Here is a 24,006-nt window from a genome sequence, read left to right as displayed (position 1 = left end):
GAGGCGTTCACTCTTCACGGGCGAACCGCGCGACCTGCACGAGGGTCGCCCCCGCGCCCCGACGCACGAACCGCCCGCGCCCGGGCACCATCTGCTCGGCGAAGATCTTCGTCAGCAGGGGCCCCTCGCCGCGATCGCCGCTCATGACCAACGTCGATCCGCCGGTGTCGCGCAGCGCCTGGAGCGACATGTCGAACATCGCCCGCGATGCACCCAGCACAGGCCGGGTGAGCACGACGTTCAGGCCGAGGTCGCGCGCCGAGGCGAGGTAGGGCAGGAGCGGCCGCAGCGGCTCGGTGCCGCCCGCCGCCAGCACGTCGAAGTCGTCGATGACCACGAGGATCCTCGGCCCCGCCACCTTCGACGCCTGTCGCTTGTCGAGCTCGATCGCGATCGACTCCGCGAGCTGACGCGCCAGCGGAGCGGTGGAGGCGTGCCCGCCGAGATACGGCTCGGGCACCTCGTCCGCAAGATCGCCACGCACGTCCATCAACGCGATGACCAGGTCGTCCGCCGTGTGGCTCGCGAGCGCGCCACGGACGATGCCCCGCAGCACGGTCGTCTTTCCGCACCCGGTGTCTCCGAGCACCATCAGGTGCGGGTCGTTGCGCGCGAGGTCGAGCGAGAACGTCTTCATCGTGTCCTGCCGCAGACCCAGCGGGATCATCGACGGATCGATCCCGGCATCCGCGAGCATCCGCGGATCGAGGTCTTCCGGAAGCAGCCGGATCGGCGCCGCTTCCGGTCCGGCCACGACTCCGCGGACCGGCGCGCGAGCGCCTCCAGCATCTCGCCGACACCCACCGAGTCGTCGTCCTCGAGCACCGGGAGGGCGATCTGCGCGAACTCCGACGCATCCGTCAGCGCACGCCCCGGTTCATCGCGCCGCAGCGACGACGAGAGCTTGCGCGAGACCTGCGAGTCGCTCGGGTCGTTGAGCCCCAGTTCGATCCGCGTACCGATCACCCCCTGCTGCGGCGAGCGCAGGTCGTTCCAGCGATTGAGCGTGACCACGACGTGGATGCCGTAGCTGCCGCCGCGATCGAGGAGGCGCTGCAGCGAACCCTCGAACTCCTCGAAATCGGCGCGCAGCGTCGCATAGCCGTCGACGAGCAGTACGACATCGGCCGAGGGCAGCTGCGGGAGTTCTCGGGCCGCGTGGCGGCGGCGCAGCTCATCGACGGAGTCGATCCCCTCCGTGCGGAACACCTGCTCGCGCACGCCGAGCATGGTCGTGAGCTCTTCGAGCACTCGGCCCACGCGCTCCCGATGCCCGCGCGTCGCGACGCCGCCGACATGCGGGAACCCCTCGATGCGTGCGAGACCGCCGCCGGTGAGGTCGAGTCCGTACACGCTCACCTGCCGCGGTGTGCGGGTCACCGCGATCGACGCCGCGACGGTGCGCAGGAACGTCGAGCGACCGGACTGCGGTGCACCCATCACGCTGATGTGCCCGCCCGAGCGGGTCAGATCGAGCTGCCAGGGCTGCTGCCTCTGCTGGGCCGGCTCGTCGAGCAGGCCGATCGGGATGCGCAGCCCCGCAGCATCCTCGATCCCTCCGCTCGACGGAAGCAGCCCGCCGAGCGCGACCCGGGTGGGAAGGGGCGCCAACCAGACCGGACGCGTGCGGATCGCGCCCTTCGCGAGCCGCTCGACGGCCACGTCGACCAGCGCTCGCTCGGGCAGACTGCTCTCCTCCGCGGCGATCTTCCGCACCGCCGGAACCCCGTCGGCCGCGACCTCGGGCGGCGGCGCGACCGTGTCGTACGCCCCGATGATCCGCAGCCGCGGCTCCTCCGTCGTATCGACCGGCCGCTCCCGTGCGTCGTCGACGAGCCCCGAGACGTACCCCGCGCGCAGCCGGGTGTAGATCGAGGTGTCGACCTTGAGGTAGGCGTATCCCGGGATCGCCGGCAGGTGGAACGCGTCCTGCGTGTCGAGCACCATGGCGCTCTCGGCGGCCGAGAACGTGCGCAGTCCGATCCGATACGACAGGTAGGTCTCGAGACCGCGGAGCTTGCCCGCCTCGATCCGCTGGCTCGAGAGCAGCAGGTGCACACCGATCGAACGGCCGATGCGTCCGATGGTGAGCAGCAGGTCGACGAACTCCGGCTTGGCGGTGAGCAGCTCGCCGAACTCGTCGATCACGAGGAACAGGTGGGGCAACGGCGGCAACTCGGGTCGACGGCGACGGAGCTGTCGGTACTGCGTGATCGATGCCGAGTTGTCGGCGGCTTTCAGGAGCTGCTGTCGACGCACGACCTCGCCGTTGATGCTCGCGCGCGCCCGTTCGGTGAGCTGCGGATCGTCGGCGAGGTTGTCGATGATCCCGGCGACGTGCGGGAGATGGGCGAACGGCGCGAAGGCCGCCCCGCCTTTGTAGTCGACGAGGATCATGCTGAGATCATCCGGCCCGTGCGTGGCCGCCAGTCCGAGCACGAGGGTGCGCAGCAGCTCGCTCTTGCCCGACCCCGTCGCTCCGATGCAGATGCCGTGCGGTCCCATACCGAGCTGCGCCGATTCCTTGAGGTCGAGGAGCACGGGCGCCCCCGAATCGTCGACGCCGATCGGCACGCGGAGGAAGTCCGCGGCGGAGCGAGGCGCCCACGCCCGGCGCGGGTCGATCTGCGCCACATCCCCCAGGCCGAGGAGCTCACCGAGGTCGGGTGCCACCGCGTCGGTCGCCTCGGCCGCCGTCGCCCTGCTCATCCGCAGGGCCGCGAGAGGACGCGCGATCGTCTCGAGCAGCGCCTGCTCGACGGCATCCGCCGCGCAGACCACCGGCTCCCCCGGCCCGGCCGGGCTCTCGATCGTGCAGCCCGCCGCATCGACCACGACCCGGGCGACGACGTGCTCGGGTTCCTTGAGACGATCGTCGACGAGGTGCACGGTCGTGATGCCCAGATCGGCGGCGTCGAGCACCGAGTCCCAGCGCGGCGGAGCCGTCGCATACCCGTCGCCCTCATCGATGAAGAGCACGAGACGCACCGGACGGATGCGGCGCCCGGCCCGACGTGCCGCCGTCGTGGCGGCCACACGATCGCGCAGCTCGGGTCCGATCAGCACGAGCAGCTCGTCGAGCGTCGGGGCGATACGGCGCGCCAATGGCTGATCGGCGGCGGGGCGCGGGGCGGCTGCATGCGGGAGCAGGTCGAAGCCGCGCCAGTCGTCGAGTGCGGATGCCGGGACCACGGCCGCGAGGTGCACCTCGTCGGGCGAGTGGAACGTCGCGATCTGCACCGCGATCGATCGCGCCACCTGCAACGCCCGCACCCGGTCGCCGACGATCGCGTACTGCCCACCCGCCGAGAGGTCGACGGTCGCCGGCATCCCCTGTACCACTCCCGCGGAGCGGACCAGTCGTTCGGCGGCTGCCTTCATGATCGGGTCGTACGGCTGCACCGGATTCGATTCCGCGGGCAGGACCACCGGGAGCACCGGGAGGTCGCCGGTGCCGACGCGCGCCTGAAGGAAGTCGGGGTCGGATGGGCGGCACTCCCAGCGGCGCGCCGGATCGTGCCCGAGCTCGATGAGCGCCGAGGGAGAGGGATGCCGGGTGAGCGCCGCCCGCCGCACGTGGGCCGCCCGGTCGCGCTGCTCGGCTCGGACGTGCTCGAGGTGATCGAGATAGCGTTCTCGCTGCATCCGACGCTGACGCGCCGCGTTTCCGCGCGTCGTGAACGCCATGCCGACGCCTCCGACCAGGGCGACGACGAGGATCACCGCGCCGATCACGACGAACATCGGATTGCCGCGGAGGAGCACCATCAGGGTGATCGACGAGAGGCTGCCGACGATCGGCAGCACCGACTGCAACGGGAAACCGGCGGCGTCGTCATTACTCGCCGGTGGCGCGGCGAGCACGATGCCCTCCGGGGCCTCTGCCGGGAGGACGGCCCGAGCAGGACGGTGCACGATGGACTGCGTCATGCGCCGACCTCGCCGATGAGGGCGCCCGCGAGACGGAGCAGGGCCTGCCGCGCTCGGAAGGATCGCGCCGACCCTCCCGCGGCCAACGCCGTATCATGCGGCACGACGATCACCGGTTGCTCGGTCTGCGCCGCGATCACCGCGGGAACCCGTCGCGATTCCCTGCTCGCATCGACGAGGGCGACGACCGCCCGCTGGCTCCCGGGCAGGGCGTCGATCGCCTCGACCACGACCCGGGCCAGTTCCGCCCCCTCGCGCCGCGCGGGGGCGACGACGCAGACCGCATCGCAGAGCCGGGCGATCTCGGCGATCTCACGATCGGGATCGCGCGGACCGAAGTCCGCGATCACGACCTCGTGGAAGCGCATGACGGGTGAGATCTCGCGCTCCCAAGCGGCGACCGGGCGGGCCTCGGCATCCGACGGTCGGGTCCCGAGCACACCCGACGTCACCTGCACCGTCTGCCGGGCGTCGCCGCTGGTGCGGAACAGGCGTCGGTCCCGACGCGGTGACGTCTCGACGATCCCGAAGTGCCGGGCGAGATCGCCCTCGGGCGATAGGTCCGCGACGAGCGGCGGAGCCGCCCGCCGTCGGGCGATGAGGCGCACGGTCTCACCCGCGACGGTCGTCGCGCCGGCTCCGGCCGCGAGCTGGACGAATCCGATGCGACGGACTGTGCTCATCGGTCGGGTGATCGCGGCGTCCCACGCGGCGAACCGGGTGTGGAGCGCTGCGCCGCTGCCGAACATCGCCACGGGGATGGCCCCGCGGTCGAACGGCATCATGCGCCCCCTCCGAACAGTGCGAGCAGATCGGTGTAGATCCCGAAGACCCCCACCGCCATCGGCACGATCGCGACCACGGCAGCGGTCTCCAGCGCATCGCCGAGGGAGCGCAGCCGCGCTCGCTGATGCGCTTTCGGGCGCACGAGCCCGGTGACGGCCGCTGTCACGCCGATCAGCACGGCACCGGAGGCGACGGCCCACCCGATCGAACCGTTCACGATCAGGGTCGCCCCGACGACACCGGCGATGGCGATCGCGGCCGCCCAGAGCAGGAAGCCCTGCGACCGGAGCGGGAACGCCCGCGATCGCAGCAGCACCACGAGCGCGAGCGACGCCGCGAGGAGCCTCGGCCAGACGGCATCCGTCATCCAGAGGACGATTCCGCAGAGCGCGATCACCGCGGCCAGCACGGCCACGACCCAGTCGAGGGTGCGATACGCCTCGGCCACGGCGCCCGACGCCGCGGGGCGCGGCAGATCGGCACTGGCCGCTCGATGGTCGAGGCCCGTGAGACCGGAAACCGTGAGCGCGAGCCACGGCACGAGACCCAGGAGCAACGCCGCGACGACGCCGATCACCGCGGCCGCCTGGTCCGGCCGCATACCCATCACCAGGGCCGTGAGCAGCGGCACGGTCAGCGCTATCCCCAGCGCACCGCCGACCATCGCTCCGCGCGAGGCGAGTGCGACCCCCACCCCGATCAGGAGCACGGCCGACCAGACGAGCGCGATCCACAGGGCGGTGATCGCGAGGACGGATGCCGGCTGCGTCGCGACCTGGGCTCCCGCGGCATACAACGCGGCGGGCACGGCCGCCCCCATCGCCGCGGTCGCGATGACGGCCGCCGGCCGACGGCGACCGAACAGACCGGATCCCACGGCGAAGACGAGGAGCAGACCCAGCAGGCCGAAGCGCACGGCCCCGCCGGCGGCACCGTCGAACGGCACCGCGATCGACGCGGCGGCCGCGGACAGTGCGACGATGACCGCGCTGACGACGGCCCTCGAGGCATCGCCCCAGCGGTCGCGGCGGTTCTCGAGCTCGTCGGCGACCACGTCGACCACGTCGATGACCATCGGTGGCGGCGGTGCGGAGTCGAACGGGAGCAGGCGCAGCACCGAGCCGTCGACGAGGCCCTGCTCGCGGGTGGTGCGCTCGAGGTCGAGCGAGTCCCCGATCGCGGTGACGAGCGCGAGGGGGCGACCACCGGTGCCGGCGGGTTCACCCAGGGCATCGATCAGCTGCGGCAGCAGACTGCCGAGCGGGTCGTCGCTCGACACCGCGATCTCGGCCCGTCGAGACGAGCCCCGAACGCTCAGGCGCGTGTAGTCGCTCACACCGGCTCCTCTTCGATGATGCTGATCGACGCGTTCTGCCGCGCCTTCTCGGCCGCCTGCGCCTGGAGCAGATCGGTGACGAACGAGATGCCGACGCACACCGCGCAGGCGAGGGCCGCCACGATGAGGGAGGCGATGAATCGGCGGACGTTGTCGTTCACCGTGCGGCGATCCGAGATGCGCCCGTGCAGCAGTGCCGAACCGAGCCGGAAGCGCTGCGTGCGCGCCTCCTCGATGAGGGCGCGGTCGCGGAGATCAGGCATGGTTCGCTCCTCGGAACGCTTCGTGACGGGTATCGGCCGCATCGGATGCGCCGGGGCGATCCCGACGCGAGCCGGCGATCGTGAGGCTGCGATCGCCCAGCCAGAGCACCGCATCCGCGGGCATGCGCGCCGGCACGAACGGATCGAGTGGCGCCCGCTCCGCGCCGACCTCCATCGCCGTCCCGTTGGCGGAGCCGAGGTCGGTGACCCACACGCTCTCGCCGTCCCATTCGAGTCGGGCGTGGGTCTTCGACAGCGTGCGCGAGAGGTCGGGCCAGGAGAACCGCTGCTCGCCCCGGGCATCCGCCGTCGGGTTCCTGCCGACGACCAGAGCGCGCGCGAACGGAAGTCGCTGACCCGAATCCAGGAGCGCGACGGTGTTCGTCGCCCGCGTGGCCGGATGCTGCGTGGCAGCGCGCTCGGGAACCGGTAGAGCGCCACGGCGGAGGAGATCGGGTCGCGACCTCGACGGATGTCGAGTACCCGGAGCCGGCGAGCGACGAGGTCGGCGACGAGGAAGCGTCCGGCGGGGCATCCGCTCGATCGTTCGACGACGCGGAGCCCGAACAGCCGTGCGCCGAGCGTGCGCCCGCTGCGAGCGAGCGCCGACGCCTGACCTCCCGCGATCCCCAGCGCGAGGAGCACCAGCCCTGCACCTGCCAGACGCTCCCCCGCGGCAGACGTCAGCATGGCGCCGATCAGCGGCACGAGCACCGTGAGGGTGTCCGATACCAGGGCGGGGCACCACGCCCTGGTATCGGCTCGCACGCTGTAGACGAACGCGTCGACGCCGCCATCCGTCTGCCCAGCCGTGCTCATGACCCCCCTTTGTGGAGTGCGCCCCACGCGCACCCACGGTCGGCGAGTTTATACATACGAGGACACCTGCCGAGCACCCCCTGTGGATAACTTCGCGATTCTCGGAGTCCGTTTTGTTACGCTCCCGGCGCCAGACCGTGAAGGTCGGGCAGACCGGAGGAAATGAAAATGAACAGTGAAGGATGGCGGGTGGATCCGGACGGGGTGGCCGGGGTGCTCACGGGTGTCGATGACACGGCGTCGCGATTCGAGCAGAGCCGTGAAGAGATCGAGGAGGCGGCGTTCGAGGGCGGGGGGACCCTGATCGCCGATGGACGCACGACGCTCTCGTCGGCCTGGGAGGTGTTCCTCGAGGATCGCCGCCTCGTGCCGGGCAAGATCATGTACGCGATCAACGCCGCGGCCGGCGCCGTGAGCGAGGCGACGGTCGCCGTCGTCGCCGGTGACGAGCAGATGGCGGGCGAGATGCGCGCGGCCGCGCAGCGGGCGGAGGACGCGTGGGGCATCGGGTCTCCGGCGAACGTCGGTCTGATCGACGGAGGGCGACGGTGAGCGTCTCGGAGGAGCTGCCGACGGTGCTCGCTCCATCTGCGCTCGAGGCTCTCGCCGGTCGGCTCAACCTCGCCGCGAAGAAGATCGAGTCCGCGATGATGGATGCCGCAGATCGGTGGGAACGGCTGCACGAGGTCTTCGATGTGCGCGGAGCGGAGGGTGCCTACGAGCTGCTCGATCGCCCGGCGCGCGCTTCGCTGGACTTCGCCGACGCTTTGCACGATGCGCGCGATCGCCTCGTCTCCGTCGCATCCGAGGCGCTCCCCGACCTTCGGCGGCGCCGCGACGACCTCGCGTCGCGGATCGATGCCGTCAACATCCGCGCCACCGCGGCGGCGCTCGACGTCGCCGCAGCCGAGGCGCGGTTCGTGCGGGCCCGTGACGCCGATGATGCCGAGCACGCGTTGTCCCTCGCGTCCCGGGAACGGCTGGCGGCCTGGGCGGACCAGCACGCGGCCGAGACCGCCGTCGGAGAGATCGAGGGCGAGATCGCCCGGTTGCGACGCGATGTCGAACAGGTCGAGGAGGGCTTGGCGAGCGGTCTCCGAGGCATCAGCGGCGGCGACACCGTGTCGGATGCCGGAGGCGGGACCGTCGACATCGCCCAGAGCTACTGGGGCGCGTCGCAGTCGCTGTATCCCGGCGGCGTGGGGGCGGCCATCGGACTGGAGGAGCGGCTCACCCGCTCGCTGTCGGAGGCCTCGGCGAGGCGCATCTCGTGGATGGGACGGGCCGATCGCGACGACGTCCGCGCCTGGGTCGACGACCATCCGGACTTCGCCGCAGCCGTCGGGATGGTCGACCCCGAGAGGGCGCAACGGTTGTGGGCGCAGACGGAGTCGGCATCCGCCGAGCAGCTCTTCGCTCTGGCGCCGTTCGCGATCGGCAACCTCAACGGCATCACGGCGAGCACGCGCGACCTGTTCAACCGGGAGTCGTTGCGTCAGATGTTGGCCGACGACGACCTGCACAGCGAGCACCGAGAGCGACTGACCGAGTTGTCGAAGCTCCTCGACGACGGCAGCGGCCCCGAGCCGCAGTTGTTGTCGCTCTTCGCCGAGACCTCGACCGGCAACCCACGGGCGAGCATCGGCTGGGGTGATCTCGACGGCGCCGACCAGATCACGACGCTCACCCACGGCATCACCGAGGATCTCGGTTCTCTCCGGGACTGGGCGCAGAGCACCCGGACGATGCAGACCGAGGTGGCGGCACGCACATCGGCGACGACCGCGACGGTGCTCTTCATGGAGTGGGATTCCGGGGGCATGATCGAGGTCGAACACATCGAGCGCCCCGACAACGGTGCCGTCCGCCTGTCGCATCTCCTCCACGGATTCCGTGCGCACAACCCCGATACCCAGCTCAACCTCGGCCTGCACTCCCTCGGCACGACCATGGGAGCGCAGATGATGGCCGACAATCCGAGGCTCGTCAGCAACGCATGGTTCTACGGTTCGGCGGGCATCAACGGGCAGACGGCCTACGCGCTGGAGCGGCAGATGGATGCCGGCGAGCTCGTCATCCACGCGACCTACGCGCACCCGGAGGCGACGAGCCCGGACGATTGGGTCGCCCCCATCGGCCGCATGGGTGAGCACCCCGTGGATCCGGCCGATATCGGCGGTGTGCGGAACTTCAGCTCCGAGGGCGGAATCGTCCACGACAAGCCCCGCGCTGACGGACCCGTGCTCACGGAACGCGGGCTCGCGACCGACGGCCACAATGCGCAACGCTCGGATCTGCCCTACTACCGGGTGAATCCGGCACAGCTGGCGTTGAGCCCGATATGGGCGGTGTTGCAACCGTGGGAGGCGCCCGCCATCGGCTACCTCGACCCCGAGTCGCAGTCGTTCCGGCAGTCCGTGGTCGACATCGCCCGCGCAGCCGACGTCCCTCGTATGCGCGAGTAGCGCCCTCAAAAAGCAAATAAAAGGCGACAGGTGCGGTCTGTGGATAACTTCGACATCATCGCAGGCCGCCCTGTTACTCTCTCCTCGCCCATCGGGGGCGATGGCGTCTTTGCGACCGCGGAGACGGAGGGCGACGAAAGGAAGACCGGAGCATGAAGTTCGATATGGGGGCCGAGACGCTCAGCGTTCTCGGCAAGCAGACGTCGGGATCCAGCGACGACCTCGGGGCACTCGTGAAGCAGCTCGTGGTCGCGGCCGACCCGCTGATGCAGGTGCACGCGGGTGCCGCGAAGGCCGCTTTCGACAGCTTCAAGGGCCGCACCGACGAGGTCGCCGCCGAGCTGAACTCGTCGCTCGCCGCCGTGCTCGGGGGTATCTCGGGCATGGACCGCGCGTTCCGCGAGGGCGAGTCCGAGATGGTCGACCAGACCCGTGGAGCCGAGAGCGGTGCGTCCTTCGAGGCCGCACGCTTCGGCGGATCACGCTGAGAAGAAGGAGACAGACGATGGCATACGAAGATCGCCGCGCCTACAGCGTCGCCGCGTCCCAGGAGGTGCAGGGGGAGTTCAACCGCGTCTCTGGCCTGCTCGAGAGCCTGATCGCCGACCGCGACAAGGCCGTGCAGAACGCCATGGCCGACTACTCCGCGGACGGGGTCTCCGAGGAGTACCGCGGCAAGGAGCTGCGGTGGAAGAACGCCGCCGACGAGGTGCGCAACATCATCACGCTGCTGCGCAGCACGATGGAGAGCAACGACGGCACCGCCTCGCAGGCGGGTGCACGCGCACGCGCGGCCGTCGAGAACATCGGCTGACGCCACCGGCACTCACTCGCACGAGCGCCTGGGCCCCTGAGTTTGTCGAAGGGCCCAGGCGCTCCCGTGTCGAGACGGCCTGGGTCCCTGAGCTCGTCGAAGGGTCCCAGGGCGTCTCGTTCGCCCGGCCGGCGATCAGCCCGCGACGTGCCGCTCGTCCGGACCGACGTACTCCGACAGCGGCCGGATCAGCGCGTTAGCACCGGCTTGCTCGATCACGTGCGCCGTCCACCCGGTCACCCGCGCCGCGACGAAGAGCGGCGTGAAGGTGAGGGTGTCGAAGCCGATCAGGTTGTACGCCGGACCCGAGGGGTAGTCGAGGTTCGGGTAGATGCCCTTGCGTGCGACGAACTCCGTTTCGAGCGCGTCGTACAGCGCCGCGACCTCCGGCCGGTCGAAGTGCTCGACGAGCGTGTCGAGAGCCGCCTTCATGGTCGGCACCCGCGAGTCGCCCTTCTTGTACACGCGGTGTCCGAAGCCCATGATCTTCCGCTTCTCGGCGAGGGCCTTGTCGAGCCACGCCTTCACGCCGTCCGCCGACCCGATCTCGTCGAAGACGTGCAGCACGGCTTCGTTCGCTCCGCCGTGCAGCGGGCCCTTGAGCGCACCGATCGCCCCGACGACGGCCGAGTACAGGTCGCTGAGCGTCGACGTGATGACCCGCGCCGTGAAGGTGGAGGCGTTGAACGAGTGCTCGGCATAGAGGATCATCGACCGGTTGAACGCGTCGACGACGACGGCATCCGCCTCTTCGCCGAACGTCATCCAGAGGAAATTGGCCGAGTAGTCGAGATCGTCGCGCGGCGCGATGAGTTGCTGCCCGCGACGGCGGCGCTGGCCGTAGGCAACGATCGCGGGGAGCGCCGCGAACAGGCGGATGCTGCGCTCGAGGTTCTGCTCGGGGTTGCCGCCGGCATCCAGCACCGATCCGCCCGCGCCCGGGTCGGAGGCCCCGATCAGGCTGACCGCCGTGCGCACCTCGTCCATCGGGTGCGCGTCCAGTGGCACGAGGTCGATCGCGGCCTTGACGTTGTCGGCGAGCGCGCGGTGCCGGCGCTCCTCGACGCGGAACGCCGCCAGTTCCTCCGGCGTCGGCAGCTCCCCGTGCCACAGCAGGTACGCCACGGCCTCGAACGACTGCGTCGCAGCGAGCTCCTGCACGGGGTATCCGCGGTAGAGCAGGCTGTTCGTCTCGGGGTTGACCTTCGAGATGGAGGTCGTGTCGACGACGACCCCGGCGAGGCCCTTCTTGATGTCCGGCTCGGTCATACTCACTCCTTCGTGATGGTGAAGTTGAAGACGCCCGAGTCGAAATGGTTGTACGACTCGTAGTCGATGAGTTCGTAGAGATCGGCGCGGTGCTGCATCTCTCCGAGCATCGACGTGAGATGCCCCTCCGAGTTCAGCGTATCGAGCGCACGGCCGGCCGCGCCCATCGCGGTGCGCAGCAGCGACACCGGCCAGATGACGATGCTGACGCCCGCGCTCTGCAGCTGAGACGTCGAGAAGAGCTCGCTCTTGCCGAACTCGGTCATGTTGGCGAGGATCGGCACGTCGAGCGCGTCCGCCATCGCCTCGAACTCCGAGAGCTCGCGCATCGCCTCGGGGAAGATCGCATCAGCACCGGCATCCACCAGCGCCTTCGCGCGGTCGATCGCGGCGTCCAGCCCCTCGATCGCCCGGATGTCGGTACGCGCCATGAGCAGGAAGTTCTCGTCGCGGCGCGCATCAGCGGCGGCCCGGATCCGCTTGATCGCCGTGCTCTCGTCGACGACGCTCTTGCCGTCGAGGTGCCCGCACCGCTTGGGGTTCACCTGGTCCTCGATGTGCATGCCGGCGAGGCCGGCATCCTCGAGCTCCTGGATCGTGCGCGCGACGTTCATCGGCTCGCCGAACCCCGTGTCGGCGTCGACGATCGCCGGCAGATCGGTCATACGGGCGATCTGCTTCGCGCGACCGGCGACCTCGGTGAGCGTCGTGAGCCCGATGTCGGGGAGTCCGAGGTCGGCCGAGAGCACGGCGCCCGAGATGTAGACGCCCTCGAAGCCCTTCTCGGCGATCAGGCGAGCGCTGAGCGGGTTGAACGCCCCGGGGAACCGCAGCAGCTCACCGCTCGCGAGGCGTTCGCGCAGCGCGCGGCGCTTCTCGGCCGCGGTGGTCGTGGAGTACAGCATCAGAACAACCCCTTCGGAGCAGGCGCTGCGTCGAGCAGGCCGGGCTTCGCGACGATCGACAGCTCGCCGACCTCGGCAGCGGTCAGTTCGGGCAGGCGCTGCACGAGTTCGAGGAAGCGTTCGATCTCGGCGGGCTCGAGCACGGGCTCGGCGAGCAGACGGAACTTGGCGATGTAGTTCTCGCGGGCGAAGGGGCGGGCACCGAGCGGGTGCGCGTCGGCCACGGCGATCTCGTCGACGACGGTCGACCCGTCGGTGAGGCGGATCTCGACGCGACCGCCGAACGCCTTCTCGTCGGGGTCCTCCGAATGGTAGCGGCGAGTCCACTCGGCATCCTCGGCCGTGGTGATCTTGTGCCACAGCGCGACGGTGTCTTCCCGACCCGCCCGCGACGGCGCGTAGGAGTCGACGTGGTGCCAGCCGCCGTCCTGCAGCGCGACCGCGAAGATGTACGGGATCGAGTGGTCGAGCGTCTCGCGCGACGCGGTCGGGTCGTACTTCTGCGGGTCGTTCGCTCCCGATCCGATCACGTAGTGCGTGTGGTGGCTGGTGTGCAGCACGATCGCCTCGATGTTCGCCGGGTCGCGGAGGGCCGGATTCTCGACGCCGAGTTTGCGGGCGAGGTCGATCCACGCCTGGGCCTGGTACTCGGCCGAGTGCTCCTTCGTGTAGGAGTCGAGGATCGCGCGCTTCGCCTCGCCGGCGGCGGGCAGCGGCACCTCGTACGCGGCATCCTTGCCGTCGAGCATCCACGCGATCACACCGTCCTCGCCCTCGTAGATCGGGGCCGGACTGGTCTGTCCTCGCATCGCACGGTCGACCGCCTCGACGGCCATCTTGCCCGCGAAGGCCGGGGCGTGCGCCTTCCAGGTCGAGATCTCGCCCTTGCGGCTCTGGCGGGTGGCGGTGGTGGTGTGCAGCCCCTGGCCGACGGCCTGGTAGATCGTCTCGACGTCGAGGCCCAGGAGGGTGCCGATACCGGCGGCGGCCGACGGCCCGAGGTGGGCGACGTGGTCGATCTTGTGCCTGTGCAGGCAGATCGCGCGCACGAGATCCATCTGGATCTCGTAGCCGGTGGCGATGCCGCGCACCAGCGCCCGCCCGTCGGCGCCGGTGTGCTGGGCGACCGCGAGGATCGGGGGGATGTTGTCGCCGGGGTGCGAGTACTCTGCGGCGAGGAAGGTGTCGTGGTAGTCGAGCTCGCGCACGGCCACGCCGTTCGCCCAGGCCGCCCACTCGGGACTGGTGCGGTGGTCGAGGGCCGCGCCGAAGAGGTTCGCGCCGACGCCTCCGGTCGACACCGGGTGACTGAACGCCTGCGCGCGCGCCGCGTTGATCGGCGCACGCGTGAGGGATGCCGCGGCAACCGAGGCGTTGTCGATGATGCGGTTGATGATCATGTCGACGACGGGCTGCTCGACCTCGACCGGGTCGGCGGCGACCTCGGCGATCTTCCAGGCGAGCTGATCCTCACGCGCGAGGTTCTCGTCGCTGCGGTGGACGCGGACGTGGTGGGTGACGGTCATGGTCTTCCTTCGGTCGCGGGGGCTGTCGCCGATTCGGCGGGGAGGGAGTCGAGGATGCCGGTGAGCGCGTTGTGCAGGTGCACGTGCGTGGCGTGGGCGGCGAGGTCGCCGTCGCGGGCGGCGAGCGCCTGGGCGATGGTGCGGTGCTCGGAGGCGGATGCCGCGAGCCGCGCGGGCTTGTCACGGGCCATGCGCCGCACCCGCACGAGGTGGGTGCGCACGGTGCGCAGGGCGTTGGCGATGTAGTCGTTGGCGACGGCCGCGTCGAGGGCGGCGTCGAACCGGGCGATGAGCGCGTAGTACGCATCACGGCCTGCGGATGCCGTGAGGTCGACGTGCGCGAACTCCTCGGCGAGCGCGGCGAAGACGGCGGCGTCGCCTCGGGTGGCGGCGAGGCGGGCCGAGGTCTCTTCGAGCGCCCGGCGGATCTCGAAGAGCTCGCGGATGTCGTCGGCATCGAGGTCTGCGACGACCGTGACGCGCGGAGACTGCTGCACGACGAGCCCGTCGGCGGAGAGGCGGCGCAGCGCTTCGCGCAGCGGCGTGCGGCTGACGCCGAGTCGCGCGGCCTGCTCGACCTCGCCGAGCACGGTGCCGGCGGGGATCACTCCGGATTGGATGCCGTCGAGCAGTGCCGCGTACGCGCGATCACCGGCCGAGGTGCGCTCGACGGAGAGAGTCATGGGTCGATTGTATACATAAGGCGGGTTCTGGCGCAGGTGCGAGCTTCACGAGCGGCTTGCGGTATGCATTGACTGGGCGCGGGGTAGGCCCCTTCGACAGGGTCAGGGACCCGGTTGCAGCTCAGGGAGCCGGCTCGGGCTCGACGAACTCCGGGGGATCCGGCTCACCGAGCTTCACGACGACCACCCCGGCGAGCACGAGCGCACCGCCGAGCGCCTGCAACAGGTCGGGGAGCTGCCCGAGCAGCAGCCAGCCGAACAGCAGGGCGGCGACGACCTCGGCGAGAGCGACGAACGAGGCGAGCCGAGACCCGAGCATCCGCGTCGAGGCGATGCCCAGCAGGTACGCGACGGCCGTCGCGAGCACGCCCATCGCGAGAACCGGTACGAACCACGGCACCGTACCGAACCGGTAGGAGATGTCGTCGGTGCTCCAGGCGATCGGGAGGATGCCGACGGCTCCGGCGACCGTGAGGCCGACCGCTCCGAGCAGCAGACCGCTGCCCGCGAGAGCGAGCGGAGGAAGCCCGGTATCGGCCCTCGCCGAGAGCACGAAGTAGGTGGCCGCGCCCACCATCGCGCCGAGCGCCCAGAGGATGCCGGCGACATTGACCTCGGCGCCGGTGACGATGTCGAGCATCAGCACCAGGCCGACGAAGGCGATCACCGCGCCCAGGATGCTGCGGCGACGGGGCTTCTCCCCGCGCCGGATCCAGAGCCAGAGGATGACGGCGACCGGCGCCGTGTATTCGATGAGCAGGGCGAGCCCGACGTCCATCACGGCGACGGCCTGGAAGTAGAACAGCTGCGTCGCCGTCACGGCGAGCAGTCCGTAAGCGGTGATGATTCCGGCGTTGCGGCGCAGCAGATGCCAGCGCCCGCGCAGGGTGAGGATCGTCGGGATCAGCAGCACGAGCGCGGCGACCCAGATGCGCGCGGTGACGGCGGCGCCGGGGGTCCACCCGGCATCGATCAGGCCGCGCGCCCACCCACCCGACATGCCGAACGCGAAAGCAGCGCCGATCGCCAGCGGAAGGCCCAGCTTGACGCCGCGCGCCGTCCGTGCGTCATAGGTCATAGCACCCATGGCATGTGACGCTACTCGGGGCGGATGTAAGATGTCAACATGATCTTCACCGATGACACGGCGGATGCACTGCAGGCATCCGTCTGGCTCGTGAACTCCGCCGAGCATCCCGACACCCTGCAGACGGTCGACGACGAGCGGACCTTTCTCGAGGAGTTCCCCTACACCGGTCGACTCGACGTCGACCAGGCGGAGCTGACCGGGCTCCGCGACCTCCGCCCGCGCCTGCGGGGGATGCTGCTCGCGCCCCGCGACGACATGGCCGCGTACGTGAACGAGGCGCTTTCGGAGGTGCAGCTGACTCCGCACCTCGTGCGCCACGAGGGCACCGACTGGCACCTGCATGCCGTGGGCGACGAGCGCCCCCTCGCGGAGCGGGTGCTGATCGAGACCGCGATGGCGCTGATCGACGTGATCCGGCAGGACGAGGGCTCGCGCCTCTCGATCTGCGACGACGAGACCTGCGAGGCGATCGCCCTCGACCTCAGCCGCAACCGGTCGAAGCGCTACTGCTCCCCCACCTGCGCCAACCGCAATGCGGTGGCCGCCTACCGTGCCAGGCAGGCGGTGTAGCCGCCCGTCTTAGATCTCAGCGGCGGGACATCCTCACAACGTCGTGGCGAATATGCGTAGCGAGCTAGACCCAAGACGCACCCTCCACGCTATTGTTGCTGCATGGCAAAGGTCGACCCCGCGAAGCAAAGAGCACAACTCGCCGAACAACGCCACAAAGTCGATTTCGACTCATATGACGTGACCGTTGACGAACTAGTTCGGAGGGTAGGGAAGTCCCGAATCGAGATCGCGCCGGCGTATCAACGCCAGTTTCGCTGGGATGTCGAACGCCAGTCTCGACTCGTCGAATCGCTTCTCCTCGGCATCCCGGTGCCGTCATTGTTTATGGCCACCAACGTTGACGAGACGAAGGGAACGACCTGGGAAGTCGTCGATGGACTGCAGCGCCTTCTGAGCCTCGTGAGCTTCCTCGGAGATACTGACACGCGTACGGCTGCGAGCCTGCCGGGCGAGCCCACCAAGCTGACAGGACTCGAAAAACTATCATTGCTGGAAGGTCTGACAGCCGAGCAACTTCCTGCCGACATTCGCACCGGCCTTGAGGATCGCCCAATTAAAGTCATCGTCCTAAACGATAAGAGTGATCTCCGGGTGAGGTTCGACCTCTTCGAGCGACTCAACACCGGCGGCATCCGTCTGACTGATCAAGAAGTTCGCGAATGCGTTTACATGGGAGACTTTGTCGATCTTCTCGACGAGTTGGCAAAGTCTGAGAACTTTAGGACAGTGGTCAAGCTTCCTGTCGGGCAGCAGCGGGACGGGACGGCTCAGGAATACGTGCTGCGATTCTTTGCATTCCTGGAGAACTACAAGTCGTTCGATCACTCCGTTAAGGATTTTCTTAACGATTTCTGCTCGATGGCAGCAGATAATCCTGAGGTCGATAAGCGTCGCAAAACCTTCAACCAAACCTTCTCCTATCTCGCATCCGCTTTTCCCGACGGCCTGAAATCACGAAAGAGCACCACCGCGGTAAATCTTTATGAGGGTGTCGCCGTGGGAGCCGCGCTCGCTCTCCAGGAAAATGCACAGCTTAACGCTCCGAGTGACGTTACATGGGTTACAAGCGACGAGATCAAGAAAGTGACGACTGGGGCCACGAACAATAAGTCAAGCGTCTCGGGCAGGGTCGAGATTTCCCGCGATCACTTTATCCTCGGCAAATGATCAGTGTCGCCCCCCACCGACAGGCTTTAAAAGAACGCATCGACGTCGTGGTCTCACTGATTGACGAGACCCACCCGAAGCCGCCCGCGGTTGGCCCAATCTCGCGCGAAGCGCGTGGACTCGCCATTGTCCTACTTTTCGCCGCGTACGAGGATATGTTGAAGACTCTGACGCGCACGATCCTTGAGACAGCTATTCAGATGCGCATCAGCAACAGTCGGTTACAGCCCGGTTTACGCGCTTTCGCGATGCGAGACGCCGCGAAATCTCTGCGAGACGTCAGCGAGAGAAAGGTCTACGCCGCGGGCATTCCGACCGTCATCGAAGTCTTAAACAGGAGAGACAGACTGCCAACAATCAATCCCGACGACTTCCCCGATGATGGGTCATTCATGAAACAGTCCCAGGTCAAGCTCTGGGCGCAGACCTTTCAAATCGGCCCACCGGGACGGCTACTAAAAGGAATCTGGAACAGCATCGACGCCGTTGTCACACAACGTAACAAGATCGCCCACGGCGCACTCACGCCACAGGATGTCGGCCGCGAGTATAGCGAGGGCGACTTGCGGTCACTGGTCTCGAATTGGCACACCGACTGGGACGCCTTTCTCCAGCATGTCGAGAAATGTGCGAGTTCCCGGGACTTCTTTCGCATCCCGCGGTAAATCTAAGTGCGCCCGATTGCAGACTGGGTGGCCACGAGCGCCACGCATCGCCGCGAACTCAGGTCAACCCGCAGCACGGTGCAACGCGGTAGGCGCGTACCGCGCCAGGCAGGCGGTGTAGCCGCCGGAGTTTCGAATCGAGCGGGTAGAGGGGAGTGCGCACCTGCGCGCACGAACCCGCGCAGATGCAGGTAGACGACAACCTGTAGTAACAGGTATGCTCACCTGTAATGACAGGTTGTGGCGCGATGCCCGACCAGCAATGACGCTGCGCGACGAGGAGCACCGATGCCCACCTTCCACACCCCGCCGATCCAGCCGATGGCGATCGCCTTCGACGCCGAGAAGCTGACCCTCACGCCCGAGGGCCCCACTCTCACCCGGCGGATGTCGGACCTCGAGGGCCTCTTCCTCGATCACGACGCCTGGAAGACCGCAGCCGACGGCGACGACCCCGTCGTCTACACCGTCGTCAGCTCGCCCGTACCCGAAATCGACCGAGAGCTGCCGCAATCGATCACCACGATCATGCCCGGTGACACCTCCGGCGAGCTCTGGATGACCAAGGGGCACCAGCACCCGAACCACCAGGGCGAGATCTACCTCGCACTGAAGGGCCGCGGCGGCCTGCTCATGTTCGACGGCGGGCGCACCGAATGGCTCGACATGCTGCCCGGCACCATCGGGTACATCCCGCCGGGCTGGGCCCACCGCTCGATCAACACCGGCGACGAGCCCTACGCGTTCCTCGCGGTCTACCCCGGCGGCGCCGGTCACGACTACGGCTGGGTGCTCGAGCACGGCATGGGGTCCCGCGCCTACCGCGGGGCCGGCGGCTCGGCCGACCTGCGGCCCTACACGACCGCGAGCTGAGCCGACCATGCTGATCGCGCACGACCTCGGCACCACGGGGAACAAGGCTTCGCTGCACCACGACGACGGGCGCCTGGTGTCGTCGGTCACGGTGCCCTACCCCGCGCACTTCGCCGCGGGCGGTGTCGCCGAGCAGAACCCGCTCGACTGGTGGAACGCGGTCGTCGAGGCGACCCGCACCCTGCTCGCGAAGACGAGCACCCTCCCCACCGAGGTCGCCGGCCTCGTCGTAGGCGGCCAGATGATGGGCGCCGTGCTGCTCGACGCGGACGGCGAGCCCGCCCGCCCCGCGATCATCTGGGCCGACACCCGCGCGGGCGCGCAGCAGCGCGAGCTCGAGCAGGCGCTCGGCGCCGAGCACGCGTACGGCATCCTGGGCCACCGGCTGAACCCCACCTACTCGGTCGAGAAGATCATGTGGGTGCGCGACAACGAGCCCGAGGTCTGGGCGCGCGTGCGCCGGTTCTGCATCGCGAAGGACTTCATCGTGCTGCGCCTCACCGGTCGCCTCGCGACCGACCGCTCCGACGCCTCGGGCACCAACGCCTACGACCAGCGCACCGGCACGTGGTCGAGCGAGGTGCTGCAGGCGGCACGCCTCGACCCGTCGCTGTTCCCCGAGATCCTCGACTCCACCGCGATCGCGGGACCGCTGACGGATGCCGCGGCCGAGGCCCTCGGCCTGCACACGGGTGTGCGCGTGGTGATGGGCGGCGGCGACGGCCCGCTCGCGGCGGTCGGTTCGGGAGTCGTGGCGCCGGAGGACGGCGCCTACGTGTGCCTCGGCACCTCGTCGTGGATCTCGTTCGCGGCGGATGCGCCGCTGCACGACCCGGCGATGCGCACCTTCACGTTCGACAACGTCGTGCCGGGGTCGTTCGTGCCCACCGCCACGATGCAGGCGGGCGGAGCATCCGTCCAGTGGATCGCCGAGGCCCTCTCGCCCGACCCGGCGCACCCCGACACGGGGCGGCTCACCGCCGAGGCATCCGCCGACGTCGACACCGACGACCTCTACTTCCTGCCCTACCTGCTGGGCGAGCGCTCCCCCCTGTGGGATCCGGATGCCCGCGGCGCGTTCGTGGGTCTCGCCCGCCACCACACGCGCGCGCACCTCGTGCGGTCGGCGCTCGAGGGCACGGCGTTCAACCTGCTCACCTGCATCCAGGCGTTCCGCGCCTCGGGCGCCACGATCGACCGCATCGACGCGGTCGGCGGCGGTGCGCAGAGCGACGTGTACCTCTCGGTGCTCGCCGACGTGTGGGGCGTGCCCGTGCGCCGCCGCACCATCGTCGAGGAGGCGAACAGCCTCGGTGCCGCGGTCACCGGCGCCGTCGGCCTGGGACTCGCCGAGTTCTCGGCCGCCCGCGCACTCAGCGAGGTCACCGCCGAGTTCACGCCCGATCCGGCCCGCCACGCGGTGTACGCCCGGCGCCACGCGCGCTTCACCGAGGCGTACACGGCCCTCGCCCCCTGGTTCGCCGGGCGACCGAGCGTCGAAGCGGCGGACTGATGGGCGTCATCCTCGTCACCAGCCGCTCGTTCTCCGACGGCGACCTCGACCTCGTCGAGCGGGCGGCGATCGCGGGGCACCGCATCCTCCGCGGCCCCGCGCACCACGACCTCGACGAGCTGCGCGTGCTGCTGCACGGAGCGGATGCCTGGATCGCCGGCACCGGCCCCATCACCGACGCGCACCTCGCCGCGGCGCCGAGGCTCAAGGTCATCGCGCGGTACGGCGTCGGCACCGAGGCGGTCGATCTGGCCGCGGCCCGGAGCCGCGGCATCCCGGTGTCGAACACTCCGGGTGCGAACGCGGATGCCGTCGCCGATCACGCGGTCGGCCTGATGCTCGCCGTCCTGCGGTTCGTGCCCGACGGCGATCGCCGGGTGCGGGCGGGCGACTGGGGAGTGCGCCGGGGCCGTGAGCTGGGAGCGGCGACCGTCGGGATCGTGGGCTTCGGCCGCATCGGCCACGGGGTCGCGAGGCGACTGAGCGGCTTCGGATGCCGCATCCTCGCCGCCGATCCGTTCCTCGCCGCCGAGGTCGTGCGCGCCGCGGGCGCCGTGCCCACGGGCCTCGACGAACTGTTCGAGACGGCCGACCTGATCTCGCTGCACGCGCCGGGCGGACAGCTGCTCGTCGATGCCGGCCGACTCGCCCGCATGCGTCGCGGCAGCATCATCGTCAACACCGCCCGCGGCGACCTGATCGACGAGGCCGCGGTCGCCGATGCTCTGCACGACGGCCTTCTCGCCGGCTACGCGGCCGACACCCTCGACGGCGACACCGCCGCGAAGAACAGCCCGCTGCTCGCCGACGCCCTCGCCGATCGGGTGATCATCACCCCGCATCTCGGCGCCCAGACGACCCAGGCCGTCGACAACATGGGCTCCCTCTCACTCGACGACGTGATCGCCGTGCTGAAGGGCGCCGAACCCCGCTTCCCCGTGACAGTTCCGTAGGAGAACCCGATGACCACTCCCCTCCCCACCTCCCGCCCGGTCGACGCCGGCACTGCAGCGGGATACATGGGCTTCGTCGGCGTGAGCACCGGCTCGTCGTCGATCATGCAGGTCTTCCCCCGGTGGGCCGACGTGCTCGGATTGCCGACCCGAGAGCTGGTCGGGCACGACCTCCCCATCGATGCCACGCCCGCCCAGTACGTCGCGATGGTCGAGCAGATCCGCGACGACCCGAACCACCGGGGCGCCCTCGTCACGACCCACAAGATGAACGTGTACGCCGCGGCATCCGATCTCTTCGACGAGCTCGACCCCTTCGCGGTCTCGTGCAGCGAGATCTCGAGCATCTCGAAGCGGGGCGACCGCCTCATCGGACGCGCCAAGGACCCCATCACCGTCGACCTCGCCCTGAACGACTTCCTGCCCGCCGACCACTTCGCCCGCACGGGAGCCGAGGTCGTGATCCTCGGCGCCGGCGGGTCGGGCACGGCGCTGAGCTGGGCGCTCGCCGAACGGGCGGATGCCCCGACCCGCGTGACCGTGACGGCCCGCACCGACGAGGCGCTGGAACATCTGCGCGGCGTCCACACGCAGCACGGCACCCCCGAGCACCTCATCCGCTACGTGCGCACCGACACCCCGCAGGAGGCGGCCGCCCTGGTGGCTGGGGCACCGGCGGGCTCCGTGATCGTGAACGCCACCGGACTCGGCAAGGACCGCCCCGGCTCTCCCCTGCCCGACGACGTCGCCTTTCCCGAAGGCGCCTACGTGTGGGAGTTCAACTACCGCGGCTCGCTCGAGTTCCTGCACCAGGCCCGTGCGCAGGAGCGGGCGCGGTCGCTCGTCGTCGTCGACGGCTGGCGCTACTTCATCCACGGGTGGTCGCAGGTCGTCGCCGACGTCTTCGAGCTCGACCTGACGCCCGAGATCGTCGAGCGACTCGCCGAGGCAGCGGAGTTCGCGCGCCGATGATCCGCACGGTCCTCGGCGACATCGACCCGGCGCAGCTCGGGGCGACGAACTACCACGAGCACCTGTTCCAGGTGAGTCCGCTGCTACCCGGCGACGAGCTCGACGACGAGGCGCTCTCGGGCGCCGAAGCCGAAGGCCTGCGCGACAGCGGGTTCGCCGCGATGGTCGACGCGACCCCGTTCGGGATCGGACGCGACCCCGAGGCCGTCGCGCGCATCGGTGCCGCGACCGGATTGCACATCGTCGCCACGACCGGGCGTCACCGCGAGGCGCACTACGCGCCGGGGCATCCCATCCGCACCTGGGACGTCGACGCCCTGACCGCGCTGTTCGTGCGCGACATCGTCGACGGGATGCCGGTCGACGACGCAGAGGTCACCTTCGACGCCGCACAACTTCGGAGATCCGAAGCGACACGCCGCGCTGCGCCTCTCGGCCCCCGGCGCGTCGACCCGGAACTCCGAAATTGTGCAGGCGAGTCAAGGGCCGGAGCACTAGCCGTCGGACCGAACGGCGCCCCGGTGCGCGCCGGACTCCTCAAGGGCGGCATCGACTACTGGCGCATCAGCGACTTCGAACGCACCACCCTCGACGCGCTCGCAGCCGCGCATCGCGAGACCGGGGCGCCGATCATGGTGCACCTCGAGTTCTGCACGGCGGCGCACGAGGTGCTCGACCTGCTCGCAGCCGCAGGCGCGGCATCCGATCGCATCGTGCTCGCCCACGCCGACCGCGACCCCGACCCGGGCCTGCACGCCTCGCTCGCCGAGCGCGGCGCTTACCTGGGCTACGACGGCATGGCCCGGCCGCGCACCCGATCGGATGCCGAGCTGCTCGCGCTCACCGCCGCGGTCGTCGAGCGCGGCGTCGGCGACCGGGTGCTGCTCGGCGGCGACGTCGCGCGCCGCACCCGCTACCTCGCCTACGGCGGGATGCCCGGCCTCGCCTATCTCGGCGAGCGCTACGTGCCGCGTCTGCGCCGCCTCATCGGAGACGAGGCCGTGGATCGGATGCTCATCGCCAACCCCGCCCGCCTGCTCGCACTCTCGCGCTGAACCGACCGACCTCTGGAGACACCGTTGTCCGAAGCATCCGCATCCGACCCCACCATCCTGCACGCCACCTTCACGGCCCGCCCCGGCGAAGGCGATCGCGTCGCCGAACTTCTGCGCGAGTTCTCTGTGGAAGTACAAGCAGAAACAGGTAACGTGGTCTTCGATGCCATGCGACTCGTCGACGATCCCGATCGCTTCTTCGTGTACGAGGTCTATCGCGATGACGCAGCGTTCCAGGCGCACCTCTCGGCTCCGGCCGGAGGCCCGTTCAATGAGGCTCTGCAGCAACTGATCGTGGAGCCCTCTTCGCAGCTCACATTCCTCCGCCGTCTCTGACGGCGGATGCAAC

At 69.5% G+C, this 24,006-nt stretch carries 24 protein-coding genes; 13 read left to right on the top strand and 11 right to left on the bottom strand.

All coding sequences use genetic code 11. The annotated features are described in order from the left end of the window. Positions 1–7: 7 nt before the first annotated feature. The 6 genes from ACIPVN_RS12205 to ACIPVN_RS12180 are packed head-to-tail and all read right to left on the bottom strand — an operon-like array spanning position 8 to position 6,850. Complete coding sequence (locus tag ACIPVN_RS12205; protein ID WP_400443052.1) at positions 8–754, bottom strand: FtsK/SpoIIIE domain-containing protein; 747 nt, start codon at positions 752–754, stop codon at positions 8–10. Beyond that, positions 664–3,930, bottom strand: a complete 3,267-nt coding sequence (gene eccCa, locus ACIPVN_RS12200; RefSeq protein ID WP_400443050.1) for a type VII secretion protein EccCa — start codon at positions 3,928–3,930, stop codon at positions 664–666. Before eccCa ends, ACIPVN_RS12205 begins: the two co-directional genes overlap by 91 nt. Beyond that, positions 3,927–4,715, bottom strand: coding sequence for a hypothetical protein (locus tag ACIPVN_RS12195; RefSeq protein WP_400443048.1), 789 nt, complete (start codon positions 4,713–4,715; stop codon positions 3,927–3,929). The genes eccCa and ACIPVN_RS12195 overlap by 4 nt, the downstream gene beginning before the upstream one ends. Further along, entirely contained in the window at positions 4,712–6,052 is a 1,341-nt protein-coding gene (locus ACIPVN_RS12190) for an EsaB/YukD family protein (RefSeq protein WP_400443047.1), read from the bottom strand. Before ACIPVN_RS12190 ends, ACIPVN_RS12195 begins: the two co-directional genes overlap by 4 nt. Further along, positions 6,049–6,315, bottom strand: coding sequence for a hypothetical protein (locus ACIPVN_RS12185; RefSeq protein ID WP_400443045.1), 267 nt, complete (start codon positions 6,313–6,315; stop codon positions 6,049–6,051). The genes ACIPVN_RS12190 and ACIPVN_RS12185 overlap by 4 nt, the downstream gene beginning before the upstream one ends. After that, positions 6,308–6,850 carry an FHA domain-containing protein gene (locus tag ACIPVN_RS12180; RefSeq protein WP_400443044.1) on the bottom strand — a complete coding sequence of 181 codons (543 nt, stop codon included), beginning with the start codon at positions 6,848–6,850 and terminating at the stop codon, positions 6,308–6,310. Before ACIPVN_RS12180 ends, ACIPVN_RS12185 begins: the two co-directional genes overlap by 8 nt. Before the next feature lie 452 nt (positions 6,851–7,302). Here ACIPVN_RS12180 and ACIPVN_RS12175 point away from each other — a divergent pair, with 452 nt between their 5' ends. From ACIPVN_RS12175 to ACIPVN_RS12160, 4 genes are all read left to right on the top strand, one after another. Further along, complete coding sequence (locus ACIPVN_RS12175) at positions 7,303–7,686, top strand: DUF6507 family protein (RefSeq protein ID WP_400443042.1); 384 nt, start codon at positions 7,303–7,305, stop codon at positions 7,684–7,686. Beyond that, positions 7,683–9,599 carry an alpha/beta hydrolase gene (locus tag ACIPVN_RS12170; RefSeq protein ID WP_400443040.1) on the top strand — a complete coding sequence of 639 codons (1,917 nt, stop codon included), beginning with the start codon at positions 7,683–7,685 and terminating at the stop codon, positions 9,597–9,599. Before ACIPVN_RS12175 ends, ACIPVN_RS12170 begins: the two co-directional genes overlap by 4 nt. 152 nt (positions 9,600–9,751) lie before the next feature. Next, complete coding sequence (locus ACIPVN_RS12165; protein WP_247624474.1) at positions 9,752–10,087, top strand: hypothetical protein; 336 nt, start codon at positions 9,752–9,754, stop codon at positions 10,085–10,087. Between the two features lie 17 nt (positions 10,088–10,104). After that, positions 10,105–10,413: a pore-forming ESAT-6 family protein gene (locus ACIPVN_RS12160; protein ID WP_247624473.1), complete on the top strand. Its 309-nt coding sequence runs from the start codon at positions 10,105–10,107 to the stop codon at positions 10,411–10,413. 135 nt (positions 10,414–10,548) lie between these two features. Here ACIPVN_RS12160 and ACIPVN_RS12155 read toward each other — a convergent pair whose 3' ends face one another. From ACIPVN_RS12155 to ACIPVN_RS12135, 5 genes are all read right to left on the bottom strand, one after another. Beyond that, complete coding sequence (locus ACIPVN_RS12155) at positions 10,549–11,682, bottom strand: bifunctional 2-methylcitrate synthase/citrate synthase (protein WP_400443038.1); 1,134 nt, start codon at positions 11,680–11,682, stop codon at positions 10,549–10,551. Between the two features lie 2 nt (positions 11,683–11,684). Beyond that, positions 11,685–12,587 (bottom strand): methylisocitrate lyase, encoded by a 903-nt coding sequence (prpB, locus tag ACIPVN_RS12150; protein ID WP_400443037.1) that lies wholly within the window; start codon positions 12,585–12,587, stop codon positions 11,685–11,687. Beyond that, a complete protein-coding gene (locus tag ACIPVN_RS12145; protein WP_400443036.1) occupies positions 12,587–14,113 on the bottom strand; it encodes an MmgE/PrpD family protein in 1,527 nt (508 codons plus the stop codon). Before ACIPVN_RS12145 ends, prpB begins: the two co-directional genes overlap by 1 nt. Further along, entirely contained in the window at positions 14,110–14,796 is a 687-nt protein-coding gene (locus ACIPVN_RS12140) for a GntR family transcriptional regulator (RefSeq protein WP_400443035.1), read from the bottom strand. The genes ACIPVN_RS12145 and ACIPVN_RS12140 overlap by 4 nt, the downstream gene beginning before the upstream one ends. A gap of 121 nt (positions 14,797–14,917) precedes the next feature. After that, the gene (locus ACIPVN_RS12135; RefSeq protein WP_400443034.1) at positions 14,918–15,874 is read right to left on the bottom strand and encodes an EamA family transporter; all 957 of its coding nucleotides are present in this window, start codon (positions 15,872–15,874) and stop codon (positions 14,918–14,920) included. A 48-nt stretch (positions 15,875–15,922) separates the two neighbouring features. Here ACIPVN_RS12135 and ACIPVN_RS12130 point away from each other — a divergent pair, with 48 nt between their 5' ends. From ACIPVN_RS12130 to ACIPVN_RS12090, 9 genes are all read left to right on the top strand, one after another. Beyond that, on the top strand, positions 15,923–16,456 hold the full coding sequence (locus tag ACIPVN_RS12130) for a CGNR zinc finger domain-containing protein (protein ID WP_400443032.1): 534 nt from the start codon (positions 15,923–15,925) through the stop codon (positions 16,454–16,456). 102 nt (positions 16,457–16,558) lie between these two features. After that, positions 16,559–17,626, top strand: coding sequence for a DUF262 domain-containing protein (locus ACIPVN_RS12125; RefSeq protein ID WP_400443030.1), 1,068 nt, complete (start codon positions 16,559–16,561; stop codon positions 17,624–17,626). Continuing rightward, complete coding sequence (locus ACIPVN_RS12120; protein ID WP_400443029.1) at positions 17,623–18,291, top strand: MAE_28990/MAE_18760 family HEPN-like nuclease; 669 nt, start codon at positions 17,623–17,625, stop codon at positions 18,289–18,291. The genes ACIPVN_RS12125 and ACIPVN_RS12120 overlap by 4 nt, the downstream gene beginning before the upstream one ends. 288 nt (positions 18,292–18,579) lie before the next feature. Then, positions 18,580–19,164, top strand: coding sequence for a glucose-6-phosphate isomerase family protein (locus ACIPVN_RS12115; RefSeq protein WP_400443027.1), 585 nt, complete (start codon positions 18,580–18,582; stop codon positions 19,162–19,164). 7 nt (positions 19,165–19,171) lie between these two features. Continuing rightward, positions 19,172–20,677, top strand: coding sequence for a xylulokinase (gene xylB, locus ACIPVN_RS12110; RefSeq protein WP_400443025.1), 1,506 nt, complete (start codon positions 19,172–19,174; stop codon positions 20,675–20,677). Beyond that, the gene (locus ACIPVN_RS12105) at positions 20,677–21,630 is read left to right on the top strand and encodes a phosphoglycerate dehydrogenase (protein ID WP_400443023.1); all 954 of its coding nucleotides are present in this window, start codon (positions 20,677–20,679) and stop codon (positions 21,628–21,630) included. Before xylB ends, ACIPVN_RS12105 begins: the two co-directional genes overlap by 1 nt. A gap of 9 nt (positions 21,631–21,639) precedes the next feature. Next, entirely contained in the window at positions 21,640–22,602 is a 963-nt protein-coding gene (locus ACIPVN_RS12100; protein ID WP_400443022.1) for a shikimate dehydrogenase family protein, read from the top strand. Further along, positions 22,599–23,657 carry a phosphotriesterase gene (locus tag ACIPVN_RS12095; protein WP_400443020.1) on the top strand — a complete coding sequence of 353 codons (1,059 nt, stop codon included), beginning with the start codon at positions 22,599–22,601 and terminating at the stop codon, positions 23,655–23,657. Before ACIPVN_RS12100 ends, ACIPVN_RS12095 begins: the two co-directional genes overlap by 4 nt. Positions 23,658–23,681: 24 nt before the next feature. Further along, a complete protein-coding gene (locus ACIPVN_RS12090) occupies positions 23,682–23,993 on the top strand; it encodes a putative quinol monooxygenase (RefSeq protein ID WP_400443018.1) in 312 nt (103 codons plus the stop codon). The last annotated feature ends 13 nt before the right edge of the window (positions 23,994–24,006 follow it).

The organism is Microbacterium sp. NPDC090003 (assembly GCF_044748385.1).
GTDB lineage: Bacteria > Actinomycetota > Actinomycetes > Actinomycetales > Microbacteriaceae > Microbacterium.
This window is presented reverse-complemented; position numbering and strand designations above follow the sequence as displayed.